The organism is Haladaptatus paucihalophilus DX253, assembly GCF_000376445.1.
Taxonomy (GTDB): Archaea; Halobacteriota; Halobacteria; order Halobacteriales; family Haladaptataceae; genus Haladaptatus; species Haladaptatus paucihalophilus.
Genome location: NZ_AQXI01000001.1, coordinates 1,147,633 through 1,173,899, shown reverse-complemented (window position 1 = coordinate 1,173,899; position 26,267 = coordinate 1,147,633). Strand labels below are relative to the sequence as shown.

Genomic DNA, 26,267 nt, shown 5'->3' with positions numbered 1-26,267 from the left:
TCATACAGTAGTGCTCCTTTGCTTATAAGTCTTCGTCTAGAGCCACTCGTCCGGCGCGCGAAAAATAGGCGTCGTGACCGGCCGTTCAGTCCGCCGACGACTCCACTTCCCGTTCCGCCTCTCGCTCCGACTCCGGCGGTTGGTCGTAGAGGTGACAGGCCGCGGGGTGTTCGCGGCTCTGGAGCATCGGGGTCCGGCGCTCACAGATGCTCTCGAAGCGTTCCGCCATCACGGCGATGGCACCGTCGCGGTCGCCCGCGACGAACCGGTCGAACGATTCGGAGACGGTCGCGCGGTTTTCGCCCTCCAGTTCGTCGTCGAACAGTTCGTCCCACAACTCGGCTTCGAGGGCCTCGTCGTCTACGTCTTCGGGTTTCTTCTCCGCACCGGCGGCCAACTCCCGAACGCCCTTCAGGGTGAGTTCGCCCGATTCGAGCCGTTCTCGGTAATCCATCACCTCGCGGTACGCGGATTGGGAAATCTCGATGTCGTCGGGAGGAATGACGTTCGGACACCGCGTTCGGAAGTGACACCCGGACGGCGGATTGCGCGGCGACGGCACGTCGCCCGAGAGCGTGTGGATGTCGCGCTCTTGCTCGCTCGTATCGGCGCGCGGCACGCTCTCCAGCAGGGCCTTCGTGTAGGGGTGTTGCGGGGCGGTGAATATCTCGTCCACCGGCCCGAGTTCGACGATTTCGCCGAGGTACATCACCGCCACGCGGTCGGAGATGTGCCGAACCACCGAGAGGTCGTGGGCGATGAACAGGTACGTCAGGCCGAGTTCGTTCTGGAGGTCCTGCAGGAGGTTCAACACCTGCGCCTGCACGGACACGTCCAGCGCCGAGACGGGTTCGTCCAGCACGATGAAGTCCGGTTCCAGTGCCAGCGCGCGGGCGATGCCGATGCGCTGGCGCTGCCCTCCGGAGAACTCGTGGGGGTAGCGGTCTATCTGCTCCGCCGACAACCCGACGCGTTCCATGAGGTCTTCGACGCGCTCGCGGCGTTCCGTCCGCGACCCGACGCCGTGAACGTCCAGCGGTTCGCGGATGATTTCGCCCGCCGTCATCCGCGGGTCGAGGCTGGAGAAGGGGTCCTGAAAGACGACTTGCGCCCGCTTTCTGAACTCCGTCAGGTCGTCCATGTCGTAGACGTTCCGACCGTCGAAGACGACCTTCCCGTCCGTCGCGTCGCGGAGGCTCAACAGGGTCTCCCCCGTCGTTGATTTGCCACACCCGGACTCGCCGACTAATCCGAGGGTTTCGCCCTCTTCGATGGCGAACGAGATGCCATCGACGGCTTTCACGCTCTTCGGCTCACGACCGAGGATTCGGTCGGTCAGGGTGTTCTGTTCGAAGTAGTACTTCTGCAGTTCCTCGACGCGAACGAGATGGTCGGTCATCGTTTCTCCTCCGTTTGGGATTCTCCGAAGTGGTTCGACGAGAGCGCGCGCGACTCGTCGTACTCGGTTTCGGTGAGAACGCAGCGCGCTTCGTGTTCGGTGCTACCGCCCGCGTCGTGCATCGACGGATGGGAGAGACACTCCTCCATCGCCTTCGGACAGCGGTCGGCGAAGTAACAGCGCTCGCCCATCTCCGAATCCAGCAGGTCGGGGACGTTCCCCTCGATGGGTTGGAGACGCGGTGCCGGGTCCTCCAAGTCGGGAAGCGACCCGAGCAATCCTTGCGTGTACGGATGGACCGGCGCGTCGAACACGTCTTCGAGGGTTCCGCGTTCGACCAGTTCACCGGCGTACATCACGCCGACGCGATCACACATCCGCGCGACGACGCCGAGGTTGTGCGTGATGAGCATGATGCTCATTCCGGTGTCGGCCTGCAAGTCGCGGAGCAGGTCGAGGATTTGGGCCTGTATCGTCACGTCGAGCGCCGTCGTCGGCTCGTCCGCGATGAGCAGGTCCGGTTCACCGGCGAGCGCTTGGGCGATCATCGCCCGCTGGAGCATCCCGCCCGAGAACTGGTGGGGATACTCGTCGGCGCGGTCCGCCGGGTCGGGGATACCGACCTGTTCGAGCAGTTCGATCGCCTTCGCGCGGCTCGGTTCGCTGACGTAGCTTTGGGAGGGGAGCACCGTGCCCGCGACGAGGCTCGCGAGGCCGTACCCTTGCGTCCGCGAGCGGGTCGAACGCGGGTTCGACCTCGCCCGGCGCTGCACCTCGACGGCTTCGGCTATCTGCTCGCCGACGGGTATCGACGGGTTCAGGCTGCTCATCGGGTCCTGAAATATCATGCTGAACGACGGTCCGCGCAAGGCGCGGCGCTCGCGCGTCGTCAGCTGACGGATGTCCACGAACTCGCCGTCGACCGCCTCGGGACGGTCGCCCTCGACTTCTTCGGCGAGCGTGGCGTTTCGATACCACACCTCGCCCGACGTGATTTTGCCGGGCGACTCCACGAGGTCGATGATGGAGAGCGCGGCGACGCTCTTCCCCGACCCGGACTCGCCGACCACGCCGAACACCTCTTCCTCCTGCACGTCGAAGCTGATGGACTCACAGGCGTTGACCTGCCCCTTCTCCGTGAAGAAGCGGGTAGAGAGGTCGCGCACGCGAAGCAGGTCGCTCATACGCCACCTCCTTCGCCCTCGATACCGGGGTCGAGCGCGTCGCGCAACCAGTCACCGACGAGGTTGATGCCGATGACGGTGATGACGATGGCGAGCCCCGGAACCGTCGAAATCCACCACGACGTGGCGAGGTAGTCTTTCCCCTGTGCGATGTCGAATCCCCACGAGAGGTTCACCCCGGAGAAGCCGAGGTACGAAAGCGAGCTTTCGAGGAGGATGATGGCCGCGATTTGGATGGTGGCGAGCACGATGATGGGCGTCACGCTGTTCGGCAGGATGTGCTTTCGAAGGATAAAGGAGTCCTTCGCGCCGACCGAGCGGGAGGCTTTGACGTACTCCTCGCCGACCACCGTTAGAGCCTCGCCGCGCGAGACGCGGGCGAACCAGACCCAGTTCACGAGCGCGACGACGATGACGACCGTTCCCGGAATCGCGATTTGACCGGGCATCCCCGAGACGAGTCCGGCGGCGACTACCGGGTCGGGTATCGTGAACACCGACCGCCTGAACATGCCGACCAGCGCTATCGCTAACACCAGCGACGGGAACGCCAGCATGATGTCCGCGCTCCGCATCAGCGCGTCGTCCACGATTTCGCCGTAGTACCCCGCGACCAACCCGACGGTGACGCCGATGAGCATCGCCAGCACCGTCCCGAAGAGACCGACGAGGAGCGACGTTCTCGCACCGTAAATCACCCGCGAAAGCATATCGCGCCCGAGTTGGTCCGTTCCGAGCGGATGCGACGGCTGTGCCTTGACGTACGTCGTGTTGTTGGTTATCTGTATCTCGCCGTCGACCATCTCCGAACTCGTTTGGGTCGTCTTCTTGCTGAACCCGAGCGGCGGCAGTTTCGAGTTGTCGAGGTTCTGCCGGTTCGGATTGTGCGGTGCGATAACCGGGGCGAACACCGCGACGAGTACCACCGCGATGACGACGACGATGCCGATTTTCGCCAAGAGGCTCTGACGGAACTCCCGCTTGAGGTTCCGAAGCGTCCGCGGCGAAATCATTCGTAGACCACCTGCGGGTTGATGTACGCGTACAGGAAGTCCACGAAGATGTTCACGAGGACGAATCCGGTGCCGATGACGATGAGCGACCCCTGAATCAGCGGCCAGTCACGGGCGTTGATGGAGTTGATGACCAACGTCCCGAGCCCCGGCCACGCGAACACCGATTCGGTGATGACGGCACCGCCGATGAGCGTCCCCAACTGCAGGCCGAGGACGGTGATGACGGGAATGAGGGTGTTTCGGAGCGCGTGTTTGTACCGCACCAGCGTCTCCGGGAGTCCCTTGGCCCGCGATGCTCGGATGTAGGTCTTGCCCAGTTCGTCGAGCATGCCGCTCCGGGTGAGCCGCGTGATGAGCGCGGTGAAGTACGTTCCCAGCGTTATCGCCGGGAGGAAGATGTGTTTCGCCCAGGTTACGAGTCCGCTCACGCTTCCCTGCGAGAACAGCATTTCCACCGCGGGCACGAACCCGATACCGCGATGGCTCGTCGGGAACGGTCCCCCGACCGCGAGGAGCAACACCAGCATGATGCCGAGCCAGAAGTTCGGCGTGCTGATTCCCGCGAGCGAGAACGTCGTCGCGGCGTAGTCCACCGGGTCGTGACGCCGCGTCGCGCTGATGACCCCCAGCGGAATCGAGAGCACGATTGCGACGATGCTCGACGCGACCGCCAACTCGACCGTCGCCGGGAGGCGAGCGAAGATGCGCGTGCTGGCTTGCGTTCCCGAGATGAACGAATAGCCCATGTCCCCGTGGAGCAGGTTCCAGATGTACTCGCCGTACTGGACGTACAGCGGTTGGTTCAGCCCGAGTTCGACCGCGATTCGATGTTTCAGCGCCGGACTGGCATCCAAGGGGGCGATGACCGTAATCGGGTTCCCGGGCGTGACGAATCGGAGCAGAAACACCACGGTCACGACCCCCCAGATGACGAAGATTCCTTGGACGCTCCGTCGGAGCAGAAATCGTCCCATCGACATCTATAACCACCCCATCGATAGTGCGTTCATCTACTTTGGAGAGATAGCGTATGCGTTGATGCGTTCGTCCGTACGGGCCTTCCACTTGAGGCGCTGGCTGACGCCGTACACGCTGTACTGCTGGTTGAGGAATATCCACGGCGCTTGGTCGTGGAGGAGTTTGTTCACCTCCTTCAGTTTCCCGTTACGCTTGTCGCCGTCGGGCATGTTCTGTGCCTCCTTCATCAGCTTGTCCACCTTCTCGTTGCTGTAGGAGGTCAGCGCGCCGTCGGTCGTGAGCAGCGGAATGATGGTTTGGCTCGCATCGAACGTCGCGTTCCCCCAACCGATGAGGTAGAAGTGCGGTCCCGTCTTTATCTTCCCGTCCGTCAGCTCTCCCGCGAGCGCGTTGAAGTCTCGCTGTTGAACCGAGCAGTTGACGTTCTTGAGTTGGTCTATCTGCTGGGCCACCGCTTGCGCTATCTCCAAGTCCTTCAGGTACCGTCCGACGGGCGTGTGAAGGGTAATCGTCGCTCCGGCGTTGCCGCTCTCCTCGACCAGTCGTTCCGCCTTCTTCTTGTTCGCCGGGTACGGTTCGACGTTAGAATTGTAGCCGGTGAACTCCTTCAGCGTGGGCTGACCGGTCTGGTCCGCGAAGCCCGAAAGCACGTTCTTGATGATGCTCTGGAGGTCGATGGCGTAGTTCATCGCCTGCCTGAACTTCGGACTGTCGAACGGTTTCACGTCGTAGCGCATCGCGTTGTAGATGATGCGCGTGCTCGGAACCGCCGCGAGGCGGGATTTCGAGTTCCCCTTCACGCGTCCCGCGTCCTGCGGCGGCACGTTGACGATGATGTCCGTCTCGCCGTTGACGAGTTGGTTCACCCGCGTGCTGGACTCCTTCGCCGCGTTGAACGTGAGTTCCGAAACCGAGGCCGGTTCCTGCCAGTAGTCCTCGTTGCGCTCGAAGACGACCTTCACGTCCTCCGTGTAATCCTTGAGTTTGAACGGTCCGGTCCCGTTCATGTTCTTCGCGACGTAGTTCTTGTCGTGGCTTTCGACCCACGACTTCTGCATGATGTCACAGTAGGACGCGAAGAGGGCGAAGATGATGGGATTCACCCCGTCCGACGTGACTTCCACCGCGCCGTCCATGGCTTTCGCACCCGTCACGCCCGACAACTGGTCTTTCTGTGGGCTTTCGAGCCCGCCGACGCCGGACTTCACGATGCGGTTGATGCTGAAGGCCACGTCCTCCGCGGTCAGCGTGTCGCCGTTGTGGAACTTCACGCCGTCGCGGATGGTGAATTTGACCGTCTTGTCGCCGGTCCGCTCGTACTTCGTCGCCAGCTTTTTGATGATTTTCCCGTCCGCGTTGCGCGAGAGCAGACCCTCGTAGGCCTGTAGGACGACGTTATCCGTGGTCGTCTCCCGGTGGTTATGTGGGTCGAGCGTGGACGGCATCTGTCCTTGCGTGATGGTCGCGGGGAAATCCCCTGTCGTGTTTCCGCCGCCATCCCCTCCGCTGTCGGTACTGGACGTTTGACCGTCGGTTCCATCCTGATTCTGGTTGTCCCCACCGCCAGTACAGCCCGCCAGGGCCGCTGACGCCGCTGCGCCTCCTGCAAACTTCAAATACGTCCGCCGATTTAGTCGCTCATCGGGCATACCCTGACATGGCGGGTAATTGCATATATATCTGTGGTATGGGACAACATCGCCCGCGTCCCATTATCTCATGACACTTTATAACGAACCTAACCGCAGATTTATGTGACCCGATACCGAACCGGGAAATATGGCCGTTCACGGCCGTCATCCCTCATTACGTGATCTGTTCGATGAGTCGCCCACCCCACACATCGCCCACCCACCTCACACCCATCACCGTGATTTCTACGTCACGAGCGACGGGTCGTTCGACCGGGAGTCCGGTGCCGGTGGACTCGGCGTAATCATCGAAACGCGCGACGGCAGGCGCGTCGCCCGTCTCTCCGTCCCCGATAGTGACGTGCCCGACAACAACGTCGCCGAGTATCGGGCGCTCCACCTCGGCCTCGACGTGTTGGCCGTCCGCGCACCCAGAAACGCACGCGTCGGCGTGCTAGTGGACCACGACCAACTGGCCGCCAACGTCAACAACGCCGTCCTCGCCCACAACCGGACGGATTGCCGACCGCCGAAACCGTTCTCCGTCCCGCTCGCGGGCAAACACCACTGGCGGGGTATCCGCGCCAGAATCGCCGGGTTCGGCGAACTCCGTGCCGCACGGATTCGAAGCGAGCAGAACCCCGCTCATCCGCTGGCGAACGCACCCGAGCAGTACGCGCACGTCAACCGCGAACCCGAGCGGTGTCTCCTCCCCGACGTTCCGGAGTCGAGCGAACCGCAGATTCCGCCGCCGTCCCGCGCCGACAGACACGCGAGCGGGTGAGACAGCGACGAGATTCGCGTTTCCTCGTCGATTTCCGGCAGACGAACGCGGCCGAGTAGCCTGCTGACCCGGTTTCCGCCGGCCCGGTTTCCACTGCCCCGATTTCGAGTCACCGAAACCGATAGCTAATTCAAACGAGACGAGCGATTTCAGCCAGAGACGCATGCCGTCGAATCGAAGCCGGAGAGTCCTCGCTTTCGTGCTCGCGCTCGCACTGATCGGCTATGGTGGCAATTCGCTGTACAGCCAGCACCGAAAGATCACCACCTACGAGACGACGGACGGAACCGTCGTTTCGACCGCCGTCCACTCGGAGCGGACGGGGAAACCCAGTATATTCGGCGATTCGAAGTCGTACTATCCCACCATCGACTACCGCTATTCGGTCGCCGGGACGACCTACCGGAACGATAACGTCTACTCGTCGAGCAAAATCCCCGGCGGGGAGCGACCGGAGGCCACCGCGCTCGTGAATCGGTACGCGGAGGGCAAACGAGTCACCGTCCACTACGCGGCGGACGACCCCTCGAAGTCGTTCCTGTCCGGCAACTACACCTTCTTCCCGGCGTACCTCGTCCTGCTCGCCGGGTTGGTCCTCCTCCGCGACAGTCTGAACCCCGGTTCCGTTTGGGTTCGGAAGCTACTCCCGAACCGGGACACCGGACGCCAAAAGGGGAGCGAGTCGATACTCACCGACCCGCCGTCCCTCGACGCGGACGAGTGGGACGACGACTGGCCGACGCGCCGGTCGGACTCGACGGCGGCCGACGTGAACGCGCACACGGACACCCCGATAACCGACGACCGTCACCTGCTGGCGCTCTCTGCGGGGTTCTACGTCGCCGTCGTCGCCGTCTTCGCGCACTACTTCCTCGTTTCGGGCCGCCCCTACAGTTCCGTCGCGTACGTGAGCCTCCTCGTCGGCGCGGTCGCGTTCGCGTTCGAACTCCGGTCCGACTTCTGATATGTTCGGGTCCCGGTCCCGTTCGGCCGCCGATTCGCGTTCGGTCCGATACTAGAATTACTCACGAATCCGGGAGATACGAACAGCGAAACGCCTACTATCTCCGTTTGAGTGGGACATCACGGTGGCACGCGAATGGGCACGCGGATACTCGATTGGTTCTCGCGGTACTGGAAGCGCAAGACGGATCGGCCGGACTACAGACAGGCGTACGTCAAACTCCCCCTCGACACGGACCTGCCGTCGTTGGCGTCCGAGTTCGAACGCGTTTGCGAGGGCAGACTCGACCGCGTTCCGCGGCGGGATTCGTTGGTCGTCGATACCGATTTCATCCCCGAAGCGCGGTTCGACGGGGAGCGGTTCGCGGAGTTGGTCGCCGAACTGAAAGCCCGGTCCCCCGAGCGGTACGCACTCCACGACTCCACGAAGTGGCGACGGCACGAGGGCGGCGTAGCGAAGATGCACACCGTCGTCCCGGTAAAACGGTTGTACTCGGTCGATGAGGAATCGACGGCGTACGAACCCTCCGTCAGCGACCGACCGCGGTAGATGGAAGTAGTTAGTATCATTTAGTAGATATCAGTACCTTCCAGTTCATTTTAGTGATACACTTTCGGCCGTCGTTTTCGACGGCCAGAGATGGTTCTGGCGCGATGGCATTCGCGTCCCCGAAAAAGAGCCGCTCACGTCCGAGGCGCTCCGCGCCTCGTCGTTCGCGGAAATTATTCTTGCTGAGCGTCAACGACCGCAACGCCCGCCAGATTCACGATGTCGTTTGGACCTTTTTTCCGCTCGGGCGTCCTCACGCCTCCGGCGTTGCGGGTGCCACTCGCGCAAAAAACCTCCACGAAAAAAGAGCCGCTCACGTCCGAGGCGCTCCGCGCCTCGTCGTTCGCGGAAATTATTCTTGCTGAGCGTCAACGACCGCAACGCCCGCCAGATTCACGATGTCTTTAACCTCGTCGCCGCGCTGGAGGACGTGGACGGGTTTGTCCATGCCGACGAGCATCGGGCCGATGGCCTCCGCGCCGCCGAGTCGCTGGAGGAGTTTGTAGCCGATGTTACCCGCTTCGAGGTTCGGGAAGACGAGCACGTTCGCGGGTTGGTCCAGTTCCGAGAACTCGTAGGTGCCGTTGAGGATTTCCTCGACGACGGCCGTATCGGCCTGCATCTCGCCGTCGACGGGGAAGTCGACCTCGGGGTCCTCGCGGAGCATCTTGGAGGCCTTGCGCGGCTTGCGCGTGCCCTCGTTATCGACGCTGCCGAAGTTGGAGTACGAGAGGAGCGCGGCCCGCGGTTCGACGTTGAACCGCCGAGCGAGTTTGGCGGTCTGCTTTGTCACTTCGGTCAGCACGTCCTCGTCGGGTGCCTGATTGACCGTCGCGTCGGCGCAGAAGACGACGCGGTTCTTGAACGTGAGCATGTAGACTCCGGCGGCGTAGTCCACATCCGGCGCGGTGCTGATGACCTGGAGCGGCGGGCGGAGCGCCGACGGGTAGTGGTGGGTCAACCCCGTCAGCATGGCGTCCGCGTCGCCCTGTTCGACCATCACGCTGCCGAAGTAGTTCGAGTCCTTCTCGATGAGTTCGCCCGCCTCGTTCCGGGTGATGCCCTTGCGGCCACGAAGTTCGTAGAGTCGGTCGGCGTAGCCACCGTGGTCGCCGTTCTTCGGGTCCACGACGTCGGGGTCGAAATCGAGGCCGAGGTCGGCGACGTTCGTCTCGATTTCGTCGCGGTCGCCGATGAGGACGGGGTTGGCGATACCCTCCTCGCGCATCTGGTAGGCCGCGCGAATCATCTTCCGGTCCGTCCCTTCGGAAAGCGCGACGCGCTTGGGGTCGCTTTTGGCCTTGTTCAGGACGACGCGCATCATCTCGCGGGACTTGCCCAGTCGCGCTTCGAGCGTCTCGACGTACTCGTCGGTGTCGAGTTCGCTCCGGGCCACGCCGGTTTCCATCGCCGCGTCGGCGACGGCGGGCGCGACCTCGAACAGCACGCGCGGGTCGAGCGGTTTCGGGATGATGTAATCCGGACCGAACTGAAGCGGTTGGTCGCCGTAGGCCTTGACCACGGCGTCCGGCACGTCTTTCTTGGCGAGTTTCGCCAGCGCGCGCGCGGCGGCGACCTTCATCTCCTCGTTGATGTCGCTCGCACGAACGTCGAGCGCACCGCGGAAGATGAACGGGAATCCGAGGACGTTGTTGACCATGTTGGGGTAGTCCGAGCGCCCGGTCGCCACGATAACCGTGTCGTCGCGGGCCTCCTTCGCGTCCTCGTAGTCGATTTCCGGGTCCGGGTTCGCCATGGCGAAGATGAACGGATTGTCGGCCATCGACCGCACCATGTCCTGACTGACGATGCCGCCGACGGAGAGGCCGACGAACACGTCCGCGCCTTCCATCGCGGCCGCGAGGTCGCCCTCGGGGACGTCGCGGGCGAACTCGGTCTTGAACTCGTTGACCTCGCCGTTTCGCACGCGCTGTTCGGTGATGATGCCCGAGGAGTCGCACATGGTGATGTTCTCCTTTCGCGCGCCGAGCGAGACGTAGAAGCGAGCGGTGGCGATGGCGCTCGCGCCAGCGCCGGAGAAGACGATTTCCAGGTCGCTCAGGTCCTTCTCGGTGAGTTCCGCCGCGTTGAGGAGGGCGGCCCCGCTGATGATGGCGGTGCCGTGTTGGTCGTCGTGGAAGACGGGGATGTCCATCTCTTCACGCAGGCGCTCTTCGATTTCGAAGCACTCCGGCGCCTTGATGTCCTCCAGATTGACGCCGCCGAAGGTTGGCTCCATCGCGCTCACCGTTCGTACGATGTCGTCTGGGTCCTGCTGGTCGAGTTCGATGTCGAACACGTCGATGTCGGCGAATCGCTTGAACAGAACGCCCTTCCCCTCCATCACGGGTTTCGACGCCTGTGCGCCGATGTCCCCGAGGCCGAGGACGGCACTGCCGTTCGAAACGACGGCGACGAGGTTCCCCTTCGCGGTGTAGGAGTACGCCTTTCCGGCGTCGTCGGCGATTTCGTTACAGGGGGCGGCGACACCGGGAGAGTAGGCGAGACTCAGGTCGCGCTGCGTGTTCGTCGGCTTCGTCGTCGATATCTCTATCTTCCCCGGCGGGTCGCTCCGGTGGTAATCGAGTGAATCCTCGTCGAGTCCCATGCCGGGTACGTTTTCGTCCGCCTGTAAAAAGGTATCCCAATGCGTCGAATTTACCTTCGACGTTCGTCGAACTCAGAGTTCGAGGACGGTCGGACGCGGGAGCGCTCCCTCGTAGTCGAACGCCATCACGGATTCAGCGGGCCAGTTCCCCGTCTCGGTGAGGATCTCCATTCCGTCCTTGGCAATGAGAACGGTGTCCTCGCTCTTTGCCCCCTGCACGGTCGGGTTCCACGCGTAGGCCATCGGCAGTACGATTTCGTCGTCCGTCGTTGGCGTTGCGATCCACTCGCGCCCGGCGTAGCCCGCCGCGCCGCCCTGATGGTGGTGTTTCCACTCGCCCGCGTAGCCGACGTGTTCGTAGGCCGCTCGAATCGCCTCGAAGACGTCCTTCGCCCGTCCGTCGAACGCCGCTATCTGTTGCGTTGCCGCGAGCGCCGTCGTCTCCACGATTGCGGCGGCCCGGTGTCGCTCCGCGAGCCAGTCCGGCGCGTCGAACGCCACGGTTCGGGTGCAACTCGCGTGCAACCCGTGCCGTTCGGCGGTCACGGAGACGTGCGCGTAGTCGCCCAGTTCCGCCTCGGTCGGCGTGTAGTGGCGGTACCGCTGTGCCCGTTCGCTCCCGCCGACGAGCGCCACTGGCGTTTCGATGCCGCGCGCGGAGAGCGCGCCGCGAACCGCCGACGCGATTTCCCGCTCGGTGTCGGTCGGGTCCAACTCCCGACAGATGGCCTCGACCGCGGCCGCGGTTTCGGCTCCCAGTTCCCGGTACGCGTCCACGTCCTCGTCCGTGAGGGGTTGCCGGAGCGGCGAGGCGTCCACCGACTCGAATCCCGGCACGTCGAAATCCGCGGCGGCGGGCGTCGTCGCGCGGTCGGCGACCGCTTCGGCCAACGACGATTCGTACCACTCGTACTCGGCGACCGGGATGTGGTCGGGGAGTTCTTCCTCGCGGAGTCGCGCCGCCTCGATGGAGTCCGTGACGACGCGGAAGCCGTCGCCGTCGTAGCCGACCCCCGCGACGCCGATGTCGCCCTCGCGGTCAACGACGTTGTTTCCGCCCGTGAGCCACGCGAACGAATTCGGCCGCGCGAACCAGACGGATTCGAGGTCACGGTCGGCGAGCAAGCCATCGAGACGGTCTCGTTTCGTCATACTCGCTGTATTGCGTCCGCACTCCTTTAAACGAGTGATTGGCTCCATTTTTGGTGTCGTCCCGGCTGAGACGTTCCGCCCCGCACCTCCCGACACCTCGTCTTCCTCCACCCACTCCGTGCGTCGTCTCTCGTTCTCCCGTCGGTTTCTCCCTCCGCTCCCAGTCTCCGGGAAAGTCGGACAGACCTAAGTACACCGCTTTCTAACACCCGAGAAAGGGGATTACTGTGATAGGAGACGACCAATCCGAGGTGCGTAACTGATGGGGTCACGATTTCGACGCTTCGCCGCGTTCACGACGGCACTGACCTTTATCCTCATCCTGCTCGGCGTGTACACCGCCGCGATGGGTGCGGGACTCTCGTGCGGTCAGGACTGGCCGTTCTGTCGTGGAGGCGTCCTTCCGCAAACCATTCCGGATTTCATCGAGTGGTTCCACCGACTCGTCGCCATGGTGACCGGCTTCTTCATCCTCGGCACCACCATCGGCGCGTGGAAGTACTACGACAGCACGCGAATCCGCGCCGCGGCGACCCTCGCGCTGGTCGTCCTCCCGGTGCAGGTGTTGCTCGGCGGCGCGACGGTGCTCATCTACGGACCGCTCGTGCAGACGGCCCACCACGCCGCCGCGATGGTGATATTCTCGTCGCTCCTCGCGACGACGCTGTGGGCCTACGAGGAACCCCAGCAGGCGACGGCACCCGCGACGGATTCGCCCGGCGGCTACCCGTCGGACGACTAACCGACAACTGGCGAACGACCAACGATTCGCTGACAAACGACTAACCGACAACTGGCGAACGACCAACGATTCGCCGACGAACGACCAGCGGGCGACCGGCAAAATTTTTATTGAAACGGTGTTAGTAACCGACAGTAGCCTTCTATAGGCTGTTTGACTATGTAGTATCGGGGAGAACTACAATGCACAGACGGAGCTTTCTCAGGGGGACCGGCGGAGCTATCGCCGCGCTGACGTTCGCCGAAAACGCGAGCGCACAGAACAACGGCACCATCAGAATCGGTTCCGACATCCCGTATCGCCCGTTCGAATACCGGACCAAGACCGGCGAGCTCGTCGGTTTCGACGTGGACATCGCCAATGCCGTTTTCGAGGGGCAACTCGACCGCAACTACGAGTTCGTCCAGACGAGCTTCGACACCATCATCCCGAGTTTGAACAACGGGAACTTCCGCGTCATCATGAGCGCGATGACCATCACGCCGGAACGGTCGAAACAGGTCGATTTCTCCGACCCGTACTTCACGGCGTATCAGACCGTCCTCATCCTGAAAAACAGCGACATAACGTCGCTGCAGGATTTGAAGGGCGAAACGGTCGCCGTGCAGAAAGGGACGACGGGGGAGGCCGCCGCACAGGACCTGAAAAAGCAGTTCAACGGCGACCTCACCATCGACAGCTACGACCAGATTCCGGGCGCGTTCTCGGCGCTGGGGAACAACCAAGCCGCGGCCGTCATCAACGACAACACGGTCAACGCCGAGTTCGCCCAACAGAACGACAACGTAACGTTCCTGAAGGGGGAGGGTGCCGCCCAGGAACAGGGGAAGGAAAACGCGCCGCCGTATCTCACGCTCACCGTCGAGGAGTACGGCATCGCCTTCCGGAAGAACGACGACCAACTCAAAAACCAGGTCAACGACGCGCTCTCGACCATCCGAGACAACGGTACGTACGACGAACTGTACAACAAGTACTTCCAGACGCCGGGAGGCACGACCAGCGGCTAAGCGCCGCAGGAGTCCCTCATGGCCGAGACATACACCGAGCGGGGTATCGAGCGACCGACGGACGGTGAAACGGGGTGGTTGAACGACCGGCGGGTCAGGTGGCTCGGTATCGCCATCGCGGGCGTCTTCTCGCTCGGCGTCGCGTTCTTCCTCCTGTTGATCCTCACGCAGTTCGTGGATTATCAACTGCTGGTGACCATCCTCCCGCAGTTCATCGACGCGCTGTTGCTCGTCCTCCAGATAATCCTCATCTCGGGCGTCCTGTCGCTCACCTTCGGCGTGATGGTCGGATTGGGTCGCGTGTCACAAACCGGGTTCACCCAGCGGATAGCGACGCTGTACGTCGAGTTCTTCCGCGGAACGCCGCTGCTGTTCCAGTTGTTCGTCGTCTACCTCGGCGTTCCGGCGTTCTGGCCGCCGGGACAGTTCCCGCTCCAGAACTGGAGTTTCGCGGCGGCCATCATCGGGTTGACGCTGAACCACACCGCCTACATCGGCGAGGCGGTCAAGGGCGGCATCAACTCCGTCTCCGGCGGGCAGTCGGAGGCGGCGCGCTCGCTCGGCATGTCGTACATCGACTCGATGCGCTACGTCGTCCTGCCCCAAGCGTGGCGGAACGCGCTCGCGGCCATCGGCAACGACCTCGTTATCCTCGTCAAGGACACGTCGCTGCTGACGGTGCTGGCGATTCCCGAACTCATCAGCGTCTTCCGGAACGTGAACAGCGCGACGTTCGACGCGTGGACGCCCATCGTCGTGGTGTCCGTCGCCTACCTCGTCATCACGGTGCCGCTCGGCAAACTCGTCCGAACGATGGAGGAACGTTCCATGTGGGGGACGGAACGATGAGCGCCCCCGACGTTCCCGAAGTCGAGTACGACAGCGTTGACAAGTACTTCGGCGAGACGCACGTCCTGAAGGACGTCTCGCTCTCCGTCGAGGACGGCGAAGTGGTCGTCGTCGTCGGCCCGAGCGGGAGCGGCAAATCGACGCTCTTGCGGTGTACGAACCGCCTCGAAGAGATTCAAGGCGGCGAGATTCGCATCGAGGGCGAGTCGATAACCGACCCGGACGTGGACGTGAACAGCCTGCGCCAGCACATCGGGATGGTGTTCCAGAGCTTCAACCTCTTCCCGCACAAGACCGCGGTCGAAAACGTCGCCCTCGGGCCGCAAGTGGTCAAGGGGTTCGAGGAGTCGGAGGCGACGAAGTGGGCGACCGCGATGTTGGACCGCGTTGGTCTCTCGGACCAAGCCGACTCCTATCCCAACCAGCTTTCGGGCGGGCAACAACAGCGCGTCGCCATCGCCCGCGCGCTGGCCATGGACCCGAGCGTCATGCTGTTCGACGAGGTGACGAGCGCGCTCGACCCCGAACTCGTCGGCGAGGTGCTCGAAGTGATGCGCAACTTAGCCGAGGAAGGGATGACGATGCTCGTCGTCACCCACGAGATGGGCTTCGCCCGCGAAGTGGGCGATAGGGTCGTCCTCATGTCCGAGGGCCGCATCGTGGAGTCGGGACCGCCGGCGGACTTCTTCGCCCATCCCGAAACCGAGCGTGCGAGGCAGTTCCTCGCACGGGTTCACTGAATTGAGCGTTTTTCTTCGGTATTCGTTCGCCACGCAATCGCCCAAAACCCATTTGTTCGACTGCTCGGGAACAAGGGTATGGAAACGATTCATGCCGGAGTCTGGTCGGTGGTTCCGGCGCTGGTCGCCATCAGCCTCGCGTGGTATTCGCGCGACGCGATAATCGGTCTCTTCTGCGGTATCGCCAGCGCTGGCGTCGTCTACGGGGCGATAAAGCCCGCCTCCGCCGGTGTTCCGGGAAGTATGATAGGAAGTCCCGTGGGGACGGTCCTCGGCGGGGTTTTCGGCCTGAAACACGTCCCGACGATAATCGCCACCGCGCCGCTCTTTTCCGACTCGTGGTACGTCGAGAACGTCCTGCTCGCCATCTTCGCCATCGGCGGGATGATAGGACTGATGATTCGGTCCGGGGCGCTCCGAGGCGTCCTCGAAGCGCTCACGGCGCGAACCGACTCCGCGGCGGACGCCGAGAAGGCGGCGTTCCTCGCGGGCATCATCATCCACATCGACGACTACTTCAACTGCTTGGTGGTCGGGTCGATGATGCGCCCGTTGACGGACAAGTACGACGTCTCGCGGGCGAAACTCGCCTACTACGTCGATTCCGCCGGAAGCCCCGCCGCCCGACTCGCGTTCTACTCGACGTGGGGCGCGGCGCTCATCGGCTTCATCGGGAAGGCGCTCGTGCAGGCCCAACAACAGGACAAACTCCCCGCCGACATGAGTCAGTACGTCGCCGGGCAGGGTGAGTCGGCCCACGCGGTGACCAACCAGATATGGCCGCTCTTTTTCAACAGCATCTTCTTCGGCTTCTACTCGTGGGTCGCGCTCATCGTCGCCGCGCTGGTCGCGTGGCAGGTCGTTCCCAACATCATGGGCATGGACCGCGAGGAGTCGCGGGCGCGCAACGGCGGCGGCGTCGTCGGCGACGACCACGACCCGATGATATCCCGCGAGATGGACGAGTACGAGATGGCCGAGACGGCCACGCCTGACTGGCGCAACTTCGCCATCCCCATCGCCACGATGATTCTCGTCGGCCTCGGCGCGATGTTTTGGCGGAGCAGTCCCGTCCTCACCGCGCCGTCGATGACCACCCTGTTCTCCGTCGGCGGCTATCGGCTCATGCTCCCGGACGGCGGGAAGTGGGCGTTCAACATCGGCGGAGTTCGCCTCGGACTCGCGTCCTTCTCGGCGCTGGTCGTCGCGTTCGTCCTCTACCGTGCGAAGGGCGACATCCCGAGCAACAAGGACGCGACGGAGGCGATGACGCGCGGGTTCAAGGGTATCTTGCTCGCCGCGGTCATCCTCATGTTCGCCAGTTCCATCCAGAACGCCGTGACCATCCTCGACATCTCCTCGTTCGTCACGAACAACTTCTCCGGCGTGCCGCCGGAGTTCGTGCCCGTCTCGCTGTTCCTCATCACCAGCATGGTGAGCTTTTCCGACGGCAGTTCGTGGTCCACCTACGGCATCATGTTCCCCATCGCCATGCCCATCGCGTTCACCACCGGCGCGAACCTCCCGCTCGTCATGGGCGCTGTGTTCAGCGGCGGCATCTTCGGCGACCACAGTTCGCCCATCAGCGATACGACGGTTCTGGCGTCCTCGACCAGCGGGAGCGACCACCTCGTCCACGTCAGGACGCAGATACCTTACGCCGTCATCTGCGCGACCATCGCGGCGTCGTTGTTCTTCCTTCTCGGGTTCGTCCTCCCGCAGGGATTCCGCATCTTCCCGTACTGAACCGCGTTGTTCCAAGCTTTTCTATTCGGGTAGTTTGATATCTCTCGGAATCCAACGCTACCGCGATGCCCGGTCCCGTGTTCCGCGAAAACGACCCCGTAACGCTCCGCCCGGCCGACGAAGAAGGCGTCTCCAGACGCGCGGCCTACGTCGATGGGGAGTGGTGTGACGTGGTTCGGTACGGATTGCTCCGCGACGAGCGGGAGTCGAAGGGGTAGTTCCGGGCGTTCGCGGTCAGTCGCCGACCGCCGTCAGGACGTGAAGGGCGATGACCAGCGCCGTCACGACCGTCAGCCAGACGTGTATCGTCCGCCAGCGGCGGAACAGGACACGGTTCGTCACGTCGAACACCGACCCGACCACGGCGGGCGTGGCTTCGCCGCGTCCCATTCGAACGACGTGTCTGTGCAGATGGCGGCCGTAGAACCCGCTCGCGACTTCGACGGCGAGAAACAGCACGACGAGCGACCCGATGCCGCCTTCCTCCTCCGCCAGCAGAAAGTGCGGGACCGTGAGTGCGGCCCCGACGAGCATCGTCCCCTCGTGCAGTTTGAGCGACCGAAGTCGGTACTTCGGCGGAACGATGCCGGTTCGTTTGCCCACCGAGTAGCCGAGGACGCCGATGAGGAGGACGGTCACTCCGAGTTCGGCCAGCCCCACGTACGCCGCTTCCGCGGCCTCACCGCCGAATCCCCACCACTCGGGGACGATTCCGCCCCCCGCACCACCGTTCTCTCTCTCCGCCTCGTTCTCGCCCTCTTCTTCCTCCTGGACTTCCTCTCGCATCGCCAGCGACGGGGCGTTCGTCCCGGCCACTTTGTCCATCCTGTTCATCCCAGCCACCCTGTTCGTCCCGTCCGCGACGGCAGCGGCGGTCGTCCCCCCGACCGTCCCGAAGACGAGCGCGAGCACCACCACCCACCGAAGGACTCTCCGCTCCATACGTCCCCCTCGTCGCGGAGCCAATCATTGGTTTCGCCCGTGACGGGGTGCCCCTCGGCTCACGTGAAGTCGCCGAAACTGGCCTGCCCGTCGTCGGCTTTCGTCTCGTCGGGTTCCGAGTCCGCTGCTCCCGCCTCGGTGGATTCGTCCGCCGAGTCGTCCGTTTCGTCCGCTTCGGCGTCGTCGGTCGGTTCGTCCCCGTCCGATTCCGACGCGAACCCCTCGAACGCGCCGCCGGAGTGTTCGACGGCCGCCTCCGCTTTCGACTCTTCCGCGTCCTCGACGATGCTCTGAACCTTGTTCGTGGTCTTTCCGCTTCCCGTAACGAACGCGACGTGTTTCTCCTCCAAATCGTACTGCGCCGCCATCGCCACGGTCAGTTCGCGGTTCTTGCAGTGGTGGGTCATCGCCGAGAGGAACGGGATGACCTCGCGTCGAGCCGTGCTCATGCTGATGCCGCTCTCCTCGGCAATCTTCCGGGCGATGTAGTCGCGGGTGTCGCGCTTGCCCCGCGAACTGCCGAGTTTGCGCCAGTAGCTCGGCGGGCCGTAGCGCGTCCAACCGCCCTTCTTTCCTTGCCGGGCGGCGGCCACACCCGCGGTCATGTTGTCGCCCGCGTAGCGCCAGTACTTGTAGTTCTGCGTGGCGCGCACCCGTCCGAGCCAGCGGTCCGCGTTCGCCATGTAGCCGTAGGCGTCGGCGAGTTCCCGCCCCTCGTAGTCCTTCGGGAGGTTGTCCTCTATCCAGTTCAGCATGTTGTCGGGCGTCTCGTCCACGTCGTAGGAGGCCTTCAGCGCGCCCTCGGCGTCCTGTTTCTTGATGAGGTCGTCGAGGAAGTCGAAGATGCCGCTGGTCGTGTCGCGTTCGCCCGTCACCACGTCGTCGCGGGTCAGTTTCCCGTTCGTGGTGGCGACCGCTTGCAGGTCGTTGACCGCCGAGCGAAGGTCGCCGCTGTCGTTTTCGGCGATGGCTTCCAGCGCTTCGGATTCGTACTCGATGTTCTCCTGTCGGCAGATGTCGCGGAGCGCGGGGACGATGCTTCGCGCCGACACGTTCCGGAACTCGATGGTCTCACAGGCGTTCCGGAGCGAGTTCGACATGTCGTAGAACTCGTTGGCGATGAGGATGAGCGGCTGGTTTGCGGATTTCACCACGTCCGTGATGGCCCGCGAGCCGCCGCGGTCGGCGTTGTGCGTCAGGTTGTCCGCCTCGTCCATGATGACGACCCGTCGCCCCGCCGTCCCGCCGGTGAGGGTCCCGCTCTTCGCCGCCTCGCCCGCGACGCGCTTCACGACGTCGCCCGTGCGCTGGTCGCTGGCGTTCAACTCGATGGTCGGCCAGCCCATGTCGTTCGCCAGCGCGTGGGCCGCCGAGGTCTTTCCGACGCCGGGGCTGCCGTGGAGGATGACGGCATCCCCGTGGTCCTCCCACGTGTCGGCCCATTGTTTCAGTTTGTCTCGGGCCTTGTTGTTCCCCCGAACCTCCGATAGCGTGGTCGGGCGATATTTCTCCGTCCAGTCGGTCATTACTGACCGAAACTGGGGGGTCCCGAAACTTAACGATACGGTTGTCGTGCCGAACGACGACCCCAAATCCGTCAGCGTATCGACCGCGAATCCGTCAGCGAATTTTCCGTCCCGACCCAGTTCCGCCCGAACTGTTCTGCGACCGCGTACGTCGTCCCCGACCCGCCGAAGGAGTCGAGTACGAGGTCGTCCTTGTCCGACGTCGCCCAAACTATCTTCCGGAGGTGCTCCTCGGGCTTCTGCGTCGGATGGTCGGCCCGTTCGTTGCTCGCGTTGTTCACGGTCAGCACGTCGATGACGTCCCGCGGTTTGACCCCCTCCGCGTTCGGGTTCCACTCGTAGCCCGTCTCGTTGCCGAAGAGCGATGTCTGCCCCTGCTCACGCATGGAATGCTCCTTCGTGTGGCTGTTGTACGGGATGCGAACCCGGTCCATCCGAAACGTGTACTCGTCGCTCGATACGCTTCCCTTCTCGACGGAATCCCCGAGGACGGCCGACGACACGGATACCGGCGGCCGATTCCGGACACTATCTGAACCACGATTCAAATCGCCAACGTTATCTGAACTGGATTTCAATCAGTCGGGTGATGGACGAGACGACTCGAATCAGACGCCTGCTCACCGACGAACTCGGGGAGTGTTGTGACGCGGACGTCGAACGACGACTCGGCGAGTTGGAATCGCTCGCCGATACCGCGTTCGGAGACGATGCGGTCCGCCCCGTCTTCGCGGTTCTCGGAAACGAGACGCGATACCGACTCACGCGGGCGCTCGTCGCCGCAGGCGACGAACTCTGTGTTTGTGAACTCGAACCGCTCGTGGACGTGAGCGAGAGCGCCGTGAGCCATGCACTTTCGGACCTCGTTGCCGCCGGTCTCCTCGTTCGCAGAAAGGAAGGGAACTGGCGCTACTACGCGGCCACCTCCCTCGCCGCGGAACTGTTCGCGACGGCCGAAAGCGAGGTGAACGACGCGTGAGCGACGACCTTGGCGTTCTCGACCGCTATCTCACCGTCTGGATCGGACTCGCAATGGCCGTCGGAATCGCGCTCGGACGATTCGTCCCCGGCGTTGCCGACGTTCTCAACGCGGTCACGTGGCACGGCACGAGCCTACCAATCGCGCTCGGTCTGTTCGTGATGATATTCCCGATTATGGCCGAAATCGACTACGCTCGAATCCCCCGTGTCACGCGGACGGCCCGCGCGGAGATCGGCCTGACCCTCGCGTTCAACTGGCTCGTCGCGCCGTTTCTCATGTACGGACTCGCCGTGGTCTTCCTCGACGGCCACCCCGAGTTCGTCACCGGCCTCATCATCGTCGGCATCGCGCCCTGCATCGCGATGGTGCTCGTCTGGAACGAACTCGCGGCCGGAAATCAGGAGATGTGTGCGGTCTGCGTCGGCGTCAACAGCCTCCTCCAAATCGCGCTGTTCGTCCCGTACGCGTTCCTGTTTCTCACCGTCCTCCGGGGGACGGCGGTGTCCGTTTCCATGACGCTCATCGCGCAGATGGTCCTCGTCTTCCTCGGTCTCCCCCTCGCACTCGGATACGTCGCGCAAAAAGTCGCGTTCCGAACGATGGGCCGAGAAGCGTACTACGAGCGCGTCATCCCGAAAATCGGCCCGTTCGGCTTGCTCGGGTTGTTGTTCACCGTCGTCGTGATGTTCGCACTGAAAGGGGATTTCATCGTCTCGAACCCCGACCAGATCGTTCTCATAGCGATTCCCCTCCTGCTATTTTTCGTCGGATTGTGGACCATCGCATACGGTCTCGGCGCGCTTCTCGGCTTCGAGTACACCGAGAGCGTGAGCCTCGCCTTTACCGCCGCCTCGAACAACTTCGAGTTGGCCATCGCGGTCGCGGTCGCCGTCTTCGGTATCGGGAGCAACGTCGCCCTTGCGACGGTCGTCGGACCGCTCATCGAAGTTCCGGTGATGCTCGCGCTCGTTCGAGTCGCGCTCGCAACCAAAGACCAACTGTTCGGCGACCGTTCGGGCGTTCCCGGCGGCGTATCGTCCGACTAACGACCGCGCGGTTCGAACCGTTTTCGGCACCTGTTTTTCCGCCGGGCGCTACAACAGGGTACCCTCGGCGACCGGAATCACGCGCCCGCCGACTCGCACGTCGATGTTCTCGTCCGTCCTCGAAGCGCGGAGGTGGAGGAGCGACGGTCGGCCCATCTCGTACCCCTGTTCGACCCGCACGTCGATGTCGTCCGAATCGAAGTAGCCGTGTTCGACCAGATAGGCCGCCAAACAGCCGTTCGAGGAGCCCGTTGCCGGATCCTCGGGAACCCCCGCGCAGTCGGCGAACACCCGGGCGTGAAGGTCGTTATCCGCCTCCGTTTCCGGCGCGAAGAGGACGACGTTCATGTTTCCGTGCGGTTCGATGAGGTCCTCGTAGTAGGGTTCGTGATTCGTCTCCGCCCGACGGACCGCATCGAGCGACCGAAGCGGTACGACGAGCGTCGGGAGACCGGTCGAGACGAGTTGGACGGGGAACTCCGTATCGACGTCCTCCTCGTCGAGCGAGAGGACGCGGGCCGCGAGCGCGTGGTCGAAGGTCCGCTCGAACGTCGGCGGAATCTGGTGCATCCAGAAGGATTCGGTGCCGTCCTCGTCCCGTTCGACGTGGACGGGTATCTGGTCGACCCCGAGATTGAGCGTGAGTTCGTCGGGGCGGTCGTCGCGGACGAACTCCCGGATGACGAACGCCGTGCCGAGCGTTGGGTGCCCCGCGAACGGGATTTCTTCCGCCGGGTCGAAGATGCGGACGTCGTACCCGCCGTCCCGCGTCTCCGGGGAGTCGATGAACGTCGCCTCGGAGAAATTCGTCTCGCGGGTGATGTCCAGCATCTCCTCGTCGGTCAGCGACGCCGCGTCGTGAACGACCGCGAGCTGGTTGCCAGCGTACCGCTCCCGGGCGAACACGTCTACGACGTGAAATGGGTTGTCGGTCATACGTAGCACGTATGTCACGACGTACATCAGTGTAATTGTCAAAGAGATGGAGTGAAATCGGAGTCCGATAATTCGATTCAGACTACCACTCACCTTTTTCCACCAGCACGTCGTATATCGGTTGTCATGGGGGACATCGAATCCGTCCGAATGGACGACGAAGAGCGGGACGAGTTTCTCACGAGCGGCGGAACAGGCGTCATCTCGTTCCCGTCTGGTATCGATGAATCGCCGTACTCGGTGCCTGTGTCGTACGGCTACGACGCGGCCGAGACGCACTTCTATTTCCGTCTCGCGCTCGGTCCGGGGAGCGAGAAAACGGAGGTCGTTGACCGCCCGGTCACGTTCGTCACCTACGACCACACGGACGACGGGTGGAAGAGCGTGGTCGTCACCGGAAGGTTAGACGAGGTGGCGAAGGCGGACATCGACTCGGAGGTGACGCGGGGGATGCAACGGGTCGCTATCCCGATTGTGGACCTGTTCGAGCGCGACTCGCGGGAAGTGACGTTCGACTTCTACCACCTCCACCCCGAGGAGATGACGAGTCGGAAGGAAGCCCACACCGAAACCTAACGATTCGAACCCGAGCACCGCAGCGGCGATTTCGACCGATTCGAACTCGACGTTTCTCGCCACTTGAACGGCGACGAACGGCCGAAACGACGAGCGAGCAAAAGCGATGGACGGCCGAAACGATGGATATCCGAAGCCGCGATTCGCGCCGCTCCACGGGGTAAGACAACAGTGAAAAGCGGTGAACGAAGAACGGCCTATTGGTGCGCTCCCGTCAGTCGTCCTCTCGGACCTGAATCGAATCCTCGCCGTCGATTGTCACCCTGTATCCGGCGAACGAAAACGACAGTTCGAGGTCGGGATTGCTGGCGACCACCGTATCGAGTGCGTCGGGGTCGATGAAATCGTACAACGGCGGGAGTTCGTTCGGTTGTACGTTCGCCTGCTCGGCCACCTCGAATACGACGTGTTGGCTGATCGATTCGCTACCGTGCGGTCGGTTCATGGATTCGCGGTGTGGATTCGTAGCATGCATCGTTGAATCGACCGACTCGATACTCTTGGTCGAAGCGTCGGTCTCGGTAGTGTAGTCTGGGAGCGGAGCCACCTCACGGCGTCGCCTATGTTGAACGGTTCGCTATATGGTATCATTCACCAAGCTGTCGTCCGATACTTCTTCGTCGGTTTCGAACAGGGAGCGAAGCAATTTCTCCAGTCCCGTCCAGAGGTGTTGGCTGAAGGTCGGTTGGGAGACGCCCATCACCGTCGCACACTCGGCGGCGGTGCTCTCGCGGGGCCACGAAAAGTATCCTTCCCGCGTTGCGACCTCCACCGCCGCGAGTTGCTTGTCCGTCAAATCCGCCGTCAGGTGTGCGTTGTGTGACGTGTTCGAGAGGCCCGGAATGGTATCCCCGAGCGTTCGCTTGGACAGGAGTCGAGCACCCTCGTGGCGTTCGAACACCCGGTCTACAACCTTTCTGACGTCGCCGTGTGGCGAAACGTCCGCGACGATTCGTGCGTTGCCGTCGTCGGCCCGCACGTCCCGTATCACGGCGTCCGTATCCGCCAACGTCGCGGCCACGCACGGGCCGCTGACCACGAATTCCATCAACGTCGAGTCGGAATGCTCGCTCACGACTCTGGCCTCCCGAACCATCGGAAGGTCGGCGGCGACGTCGAGCACGGTTGCGGGTCTCACGCCCCGAACGGTGAAGAATTCGAGCATGTTCCCGTCCGCCCGATGAACCGCCCGCTCACCGATGAACTCGCCACCCGTGCGCTCGGACGCGGCGATGAAGAAACATCGCTCGTCGTGGAGTGAGAAGACCAGTTCGACCGCACCCGACCGGGGCGGCTGTTGGCGGGTCATGTACATTCGCTACGAGTCCAAGATGATTAGGAACTCTGTGAGATGTGCAAACACACGACTCTGACCCTGCACGTTGGTCATCTCCCCGCAGTGCCGGAGTTTTCGTACCGTGCAGGGATACCTCACACTCACCGAAACCTTTTCTCGGATTGTCGTTTCCTTCGAACTATGTTCCCGGAGCGAATCGAGACGGACCGTCTCGTGCTGGAAGCCATCACCCACGAGAACGTGGACGTGTTCGAACTGTATCAGCACACGGCCCACGACGCGCCGCACATCGACGAGATAACGGAACACCTGTCGTGGGACCCGCACGCGACACCGAAGCAGACGGCTGAGTTCATCGACTGGGCGGAGAAAAACAGAAACGAGGCGACCGGCGCGGAGTACGTCATCAGGCCCAAAGACGGAGAAGACGGCGCGGGCGAAATCGCCGGGACGACCGGGTTGAACATCGATTGGGACCGCCGCACCGGCGCGCTCGGTTTGTGGCTCCGAAAGCCGTTCTGGGGTCGCGGCTACTCCGGCGAACGCGCCGGTGTGCTCATGGAACTGGCGTTCGACCGCCTCGACCTGGAACTCGTCGCAATCGAACACCTCGCGGGCAACGAGAAGTCCCGCCGCGCCATCGAGAAGTACGTCGAAGCGCACGGCGGCCAGTACGACGGCATTCTCCGGAACCGGCGGCCGGACGGCGACGACGTGCGCGACTCCCACCGATTCACCGTGACGCGCGAACAGTGGGAAGCGAGTCGCGCGGAGGAGACGTCGTGACCGAGCTCTTTCCCGAGCGCATCGAGACGGAGCGGTTGGTGCTGGAACGGATGTGCCGTGAGAACGTCACGCCGCACGAACTCTACGACCTGTTCTCCGGACCGGGTGTGAGCGAGGTGTTCGAACACGTTCCTCAGTCCCCCTATCGGACGGTGAACGAGCCGCGGGAGCTGATAACGAACGCCGACGAACGATGGTCGGACGGAACGTCCGCCGCGTACGCGATTCGCCCGGATGACGGGGAACCGCATGCGGACGAACTAGCCGGAACGACGTTTCTGTTCCCCGAGTGGGAGCGCCGGACCGCCCGTTTCGGTCTCCTCCTCGGAAAGCGCTTCTGGGGACGGGGCTACTCCGGCGAACGGGCGGCGGCGCTGCTGAAAGTGACCTTCGACCGCCTCGACCTCGAACTCGCCACGGTCGGCCACAACGTCGGGAACGAGAACTCCCGTCGGGCCATCGAGAAGTACGTCGAAGCGCACGGCGGCCGACACGATTGCCTGCTTCGGAATTGGGTTCCGATGGACGACGAAATAGCCGACATGCATCGCTACACCATCACGCGGGAGCAGTATCGGGAGGCGACGAACGCGTGACGTTCGACGTGCACGCGGTTCGCCACCGCCTGAAGCTGAAGACGGACGCCGGACACAGTTCCCTGTTCGAAAACCGCGGCGACGTCGCCTGTCCGGCGTGCGACGACCCGTTCGCCGAGGTGTTCATCACGGAAAAACCCGCTCACAGCTTTCAACCGACCGGTTCGATGCGGTTCTGCGTCGTCCGGGAAGCGGGGCGAACGATGGTGTTCACGCACGACTGACGGC

At 63.2% G+C, this 26,267-nt stretch carries 28 protein-coding genes; 15 read left to right on the top strand and 13 right to left on the bottom strand.

Annotated elements, in window-relative coordinates:
* Positions 1–85: 85 nt before the first annotated feature.
* Genes B208_RS24910 through B208_RS0106570 form a run of 5 tightly spaced genes read right to left on the bottom strand, consistent with a single transcriptional unit; the run spans position 86 to position 6,226 of the window.
* Entirely contained in the window at positions 86–1,399 is a 1,314-nt protein-coding gene (locus tag B208_RS24910; protein WP_007977907.1) for an ABC transporter ATP-binding protein, read from the bottom strand.
* Positions 1,396–2,583, bottom strand: a complete 1,188-nt coding sequence (locus B208_RS0106585; protein WP_007977905.1) for an ABC transporter ATP-binding protein — start codon at positions 2,581–2,583, stop codon at positions 1,396–1,398. Before B208_RS0106585 ends, B208_RS24910 begins: the two co-directional genes overlap by 4 nt.
* Positions 2,580–3,596: an ABC transporter permease gene (locus tag B208_RS0106580; RefSeq protein ID WP_007977904.1), complete on the bottom strand. Its 1,017-nt coding sequence runs from the start codon at positions 3,594–3,596 to the stop codon at positions 2,580–2,582. Before B208_RS0106580 ends, B208_RS0106585 begins: the two co-directional genes overlap by 4 nt.
* Positions 3,593–4,579, bottom strand: coding sequence for an ABC transporter permease (locus B208_RS0106575; protein WP_007977902.1), 987 nt, complete (start codon positions 4,577–4,579; stop codon positions 3,593–3,595). Before B208_RS0106575 ends, B208_RS0106580 begins: the two co-directional genes overlap by 4 nt.
* Before the next feature lie 30 nt (positions 4,580–4,609).
* On the bottom strand, positions 4,610–6,226 hold the full coding sequence (locus tag B208_RS0106570; protein ID WP_026177761.1) for an ABC transporter substrate-binding protein: 1,617 nt from the start codon (positions 6,224–6,226) through the stop codon (positions 4,610–4,612).
* A 130-nt stretch (positions 6,227–6,356) separates the two neighbouring features.
* Here B208_RS0106570 and B208_RS0106565 point away from each other — a divergent pair, with 130 nt between their 5' ends.
* The 3 genes from B208_RS0106565 to B208_RS0106555 all read left to right on the top strand — a co-directional run bounded on the left by B208_RS0106565 (position 6,357) and on the right by B208_RS0106555 (position 8,505).
* Positions 6,357–6,992 (top strand): reverse transcriptase-like protein, encoded by a 636-nt coding sequence (locus B208_RS0106565; RefSeq protein WP_007977899.1) that lies wholly within the window; start codon positions 6,357–6,359, stop codon positions 6,990–6,992.
* A 199-nt stretch (positions 6,993–7,191) separates the two neighbouring features.
* Positions 7,192–7,956: a DUF3592 domain-containing protein gene (locus B208_RS0106560; protein ID WP_007977897.1), complete on the top strand. Its 765-nt coding sequence runs from the start codon at positions 7,192–7,194 to the stop codon at positions 7,954–7,956.
* 135 nt (positions 7,957–8,091) lie between these two features.
* Positions 8,092–8,505, top strand: a complete 414-nt coding sequence (locus B208_RS0106555; RefSeq protein ID WP_007977894.1) for a hypothetical protein — start codon at positions 8,092–8,094, stop codon at positions 8,503–8,505.
* Between the two features lie 352 nt (positions 8,506–8,857).
* Here the strand turns inward: B208_RS0106555 and B208_RS0106550 are convergent, their stop codons facing one another.
* Together B208_RS0106550 and B208_RS0106545 are read right to left on the bottom strand one after the other, a co-directional pair.
* Positions 8,858–11,113 carry an NADP-dependent malic enzyme gene (locus tag B208_RS0106550; protein WP_007977893.1) on the bottom strand — a complete coding sequence of 752 codons (2,256 nt, stop codon included), beginning with the start codon at positions 11,111–11,113 and terminating at the stop codon, positions 8,858–8,860.
* Between the two features lie 72 nt (positions 11,114–11,185).
* Positions 11,186–12,265: a M24 family metallopeptidase gene (locus tag B208_RS0106545; protein ID WP_007977891.1), complete on the bottom strand. Its 1,080-nt coding sequence runs from the start codon at positions 12,263–12,265 to the stop codon at positions 11,186–11,188.
* Positions 12,266–12,527: 262 nt separating this feature from the next.
* On the opposite strand from B208_RS0106545, the gene B208_RS0106540 reads away from it, so the two are divergent.
* The 6 genes from B208_RS0106540 (at position 12,528) to B208_RS24250 (ending at position 17,570) form a co-directional block, all read left to right on the top strand.
* On the top strand, positions 12,528–13,007 hold the full coding sequence (locus B208_RS0106540; RefSeq protein ID WP_007977889.1) for a COX15/CtaA family protein: 480 nt from the start codon (positions 12,528–12,530) through the stop codon (positions 13,005–13,007).
* A 182-nt stretch (positions 13,008–13,189) separates the two neighbouring features.
* Positions 13,190–14,017, top strand: coding sequence for a basic amino acid ABC transporter substrate-binding protein (locus tag B208_RS0106535; RefSeq protein WP_007977887.1), 828 nt, complete (start codon positions 13,190–13,192; stop codon positions 14,015–14,017).
* Positions 14,018–14,035: 18 nt separating this feature from the next.
* On the top strand, positions 14,036–14,866 hold the full coding sequence (locus tag B208_RS0106530) for an amino acid ABC transporter permease (RefSeq protein WP_007977885.1): 831 nt from the start codon (positions 14,036–14,038) through the stop codon (positions 14,864–14,866).
* Positions 14,863–15,606, top strand: a complete 744-nt coding sequence (locus B208_RS0106525) for an amino acid ABC transporter ATP-binding protein (RefSeq protein ID WP_026177760.1) — start codon at positions 14,863–14,865, stop codon at positions 15,604–15,606. Before B208_RS0106530 ends, B208_RS0106525 begins: the two co-directional genes overlap by 4 nt.
* Before the next feature lie 78 nt (positions 15,607–15,684).
* Positions 15,685–17,352: a Na+/H+ antiporter NhaC family protein gene (locus tag B208_RS0106520; RefSeq protein ID WP_007977882.1), complete on the top strand. Its 1,668-nt coding sequence runs from the start codon at positions 15,685–15,687 to the stop codon at positions 17,350–17,352.
* 65 nt (positions 17,353–17,417) lie between these two features.
* A complete protein-coding gene (locus B208_RS24250) occupies positions 17,418–17,570 on the top strand; it encodes a hypothetical protein (protein ID WP_007977880.1) in 153 nt (50 codons plus the stop codon).
* Positions 17,571–17,586: 16 nt separating this feature from the next.
* On the opposite strand, the gene B208_RS0106510 is transcribed toward B208_RS24250, so the two are convergent.
* The 3 genes from B208_RS0106510 to B208_RS0106500 all read right to left on the bottom strand — a co-directional run bounded on the left by B208_RS0106510 (position 17,587) and on the right by B208_RS0106500 (position 20,323).
* Entirely contained in the window at positions 17,587–18,294 is a 708-nt protein-coding gene (locus B208_RS0106510) for a hypothetical protein (RefSeq protein ID WP_232423741.1), read from the bottom strand.
* Positions 18,295–18,353: 59 nt separating this feature from the next.
* On the bottom strand, positions 18,354–19,820 hold the full coding sequence (locus B208_RS0106505; RefSeq protein WP_007977876.1) for a replication factor C large subunit: 1,467 nt from the start codon (positions 19,818–19,820) through the stop codon (positions 18,354–18,356).
* Between the two features lie 71 nt (positions 19,821–19,891).
* Entirely contained in the window at positions 19,892–20,323 is a 432-nt protein-coding gene (locus B208_RS0106500) for a site-specific DNA-methyltransferase (protein ID WP_007977873.1), read from the bottom strand.
* An 86-nt stretch (positions 20,324–20,409) separates the two neighbouring features.
* Between B208_RS0106500 and B208_RS0106495 the strand changes: the two genes are divergently transcribed.
* Both B208_RS0106495 and arsB read left to right on the top strand, forming a co-directional pair.
* Positions 20,410–20,799, top strand: a complete 390-nt coding sequence (locus B208_RS0106495; protein ID WP_007977870.1) for an ArsR/SmtB family transcription factor — start codon at positions 20,410–20,412, stop codon at positions 20,797–20,799.
* Positions 20,796–21,848 (top strand): ACR3 family arsenite efflux transporter, encoded by a 1,053-nt coding sequence (gene arsB / locus B208_RS0106490; RefSeq protein ID WP_007977868.1) that lies wholly within the window; start codon positions 20,796–20,798, stop codon positions 21,846–21,848. Before B208_RS0106495 ends, arsB begins: the two co-directional genes overlap by 4 nt.
* A gap of 48 nt (positions 21,849–21,896) precedes the next feature.
* On the opposite strand, the gene B208_RS0106485 is transcribed toward arsB, so the two are convergent.
* Entirely contained in the window at positions 21,897–22,784 is an 888-nt protein-coding gene (locus tag B208_RS0106485; RefSeq protein WP_007977865.1) for a PhzF family phenazine biosynthesis protein, read from the bottom strand.
* A 126-nt stretch (positions 22,785–22,910) separates the two neighbouring features.
* Between B208_RS0106485 and B208_RS0106480 the strand changes: the two genes are divergently transcribed.
* Positions 22,911–23,360, top strand: coding sequence for a pyridoxamine 5'-phosphate oxidase family protein (locus tag B208_RS0106480; protein WP_007977863.1), 450 nt, complete (start codon positions 22,911–22,913; stop codon positions 23,358–23,360).
* A gap of 214 nt (positions 23,361–23,574) precedes the next feature.
* On the opposite strand, the gene B208_RS0106475 is transcribed toward B208_RS0106480, so the two are convergent.
* The gene (locus tag B208_RS0106475; protein WP_007977861.1) at positions 23,575–23,805 is read right to left on the bottom strand and encodes a HalOD1 output domain-containing protein; all 231 of its coding nucleotides are present in this window, start codon (positions 23,803–23,805) and stop codon (positions 23,575–23,577) included.
* A gap of 132 nt (positions 23,806–23,937) precedes the next feature.
* On the bottom strand, positions 23,938–24,669 hold the full coding sequence (locus B208_RS0106470; RefSeq protein WP_232423740.1) for a bacterio-opsin activator domain-containing protein: 732 nt from the start codon (positions 24,667–24,669) through the stop codon (positions 23,938–23,940).
* Between the two features lie 168 nt (positions 24,670–24,837).
* Between B208_RS0106470 and B208_RS0106465 the strand changes: the two genes are divergently transcribed.
* The 3 genes from B208_RS0106465 to B208_RS0106455 are packed head-to-tail and all read left to right on the top strand — an operon-like array spanning position 24,838 to position 26,263.
* A complete protein-coding gene (locus tag B208_RS0106465; RefSeq protein ID WP_007977859.1) occupies positions 24,838–25,443 on the top strand; it encodes a GNAT family N-acetyltransferase in 606 nt (201 codons plus the stop codon).
* Entirely contained in the window at positions 25,410–26,039 is a 630-nt protein-coding gene (locus B208_RS0106460) for a GNAT family N-acetyltransferase (RefSeq protein WP_007977858.1), read from the top strand. The genes B208_RS0106465 and B208_RS0106460 overlap by 34 nt, the downstream gene beginning before the upstream one ends.
* A complete protein-coding gene (locus B208_RS0106455) occupies positions 26,036–26,263 on the top strand; it encodes a DUF7385 family protein (protein ID WP_007977857.1) in 228 nt (75 codons plus the stop codon). Before B208_RS0106460 ends, B208_RS0106455 begins: the two co-directional genes overlap by 4 nt.
* Positions 26,264–26,267 lie beyond the last annotated feature (4 nt).

Excerpts from the sequence above, each read along its gene's own strand:
- B208_RS0106530 (WP_007977885.1), top strand. The coding sequence starts at position 14,036 with ATGGCCGAGACATACACCGAGCGGGGTATCGAGCGACCGACGGACGGT.
- B208_RS0106525 (WP_026177760.1), top strand. The coding sequence starts at position 14,863 with ATGAGCGCCCCCGACGTTCCCGAAGTCGAGTACGACAGCGTTGACAAG.
- B208_RS0106475 (WP_007977861.1), bottom strand. The coding sequence starts at position 23,805 with ATGAACCGACCGCACGGTAGCGAATCGATCAGCCAACACGTCGTATTC.
- B208_RS0106555 (WP_007977894.1), top strand. The coding sequence starts at position 8,092 with ATGGGCACGCGGATACTCGATTGGTTCTCGCGGTACTGGAAGCGCAAG.
- B208_RS0106570 (WP_026177761.1), bottom strand. The coding sequence starts at position 6,226 with ATGCCCGATGAGCGACTAAATCGGCGGACGTATTTGAAGTTTGCAGGA.
- B208_RS0106470 (WP_232423740.1), bottom strand. The coding sequence starts at position 24,669 with ATGACCCGCCAACAGCCGCCCCGGTCGGGTGCGGTCGAACTGGTCTTC.
- B208_RS0106510 (WP_232423741.1), bottom strand. The coding sequence starts at position 18,294 with ATGGAGCGGAGAGTCCTTCGGTGGGTGGTGGTGCTCGCGCTCGTCTTC.
- B208_RS0106565 (WP_007977899.1), top strand. The coding sequence starts at position 6,357 with ATGGCCGTTCACGGCCGTCATCCCTCATTACGTGATCTGTTCGATGAG.
- B208_RS0106585 (WP_007977905.1), bottom strand. The coding sequence starts at position 2,583 with ATGAGCGACCTGCTTCGCGTGCGCGACCTCTCTACCCGCTTCTTCACG.
- B208_RS0106495 (WP_007977870.1), top strand. The coding sequence starts at position 20,410 with ATGGACGAGACGACTCGAATCAGACGCCTGCTCACCGACGAACTCGGG.
- B208_RS0106580 (WP_007977904.1), bottom strand. The coding sequence starts at position 3,596 with ATGATTTCGCCGCGGACGCTTCGGAACCTCAAGCGGGAGTTCCGTCAG.
- B208_RS0106485 (WP_007977865.1), bottom strand. The coding sequence starts at position 22,784 with ATGACCGACAACCCATTTCACGTCGTAGACGTGTTCGCCCGGGAGCGG.
- B208_RS24910 (WP_007977907.1), bottom strand. The coding sequence starts at position 1,399 with ATGACCGACCATCTCGTTCGCGTCGAGGAACTGCAGAAGTACTACTTC.
- B208_RS0106505 (WP_007977876.1), bottom strand. The coding sequence starts at position 19,820 with ATGACCGACTGGACGGAGAAATATCGCCCGACCACGCTATCGGAGGTT.
- B208_RS0106520 (WP_007977882.1), top strand. The coding sequence starts at position 15,685 with ATGGAAACGATTCATGCCGGAGTCTGGTCGGTGGTTCCGGCGCTGGTC.
- B208_RS0106540 (WP_007977889.1), top strand. The coding sequence starts at position 12,528 with ATGGGGTCACGATTTCGACGCTTCGCCGCGTTCACGACGGCACTGACC.
- B208_RS0106480 (WP_007977863.1), top strand. The coding sequence starts at position 22,911 with ATGGGGGACATCGAATCCGTCCGAATGGACGACGAAGAGCGGGACGAG.
- B208_RS24250 (WP_007977880.1), top strand. The coding sequence starts at position 17,418 with ATGCCCGGTCCCGTGTTCCGCGAAAACGACCCCGTAACGCTCCGCCCG.
- B208_RS0106465 (WP_007977859.1), top strand. The coding sequence starts at position 24,838 with ATGTTCCCGGAGCGAATCGAGACGGACCGTCTCGTGCTGGAAGCCATC.
- B208_RS0106545 (WP_007977891.1), bottom strand. The coding sequence starts at position 12,265 with ATGACGAAACGAGACCGTCTCGATGGCTTGCTCGCCGACCGTGACCTC.
- B208_RS0106550 (WP_007977893.1), bottom strand. The coding sequence starts at position 11,113 with ATGGGACTCGACGAGGATTCACTCGATTACCACCGGAGCGACCCGCCG.
- B208_RS0106575 (WP_007977902.1), bottom strand. The coding sequence starts at position 4,579 with ATGTCGATGGGACGATTTCTGCTCCGACGGAGCGTCCAAGGAATCTTC.
- B208_RS0106535 (WP_007977887.1), top strand. The coding sequence starts at position 13,190 with ATGCACAGACGGAGCTTTCTCAGGGGGACCGGCGGAGCTATCGCCGCG.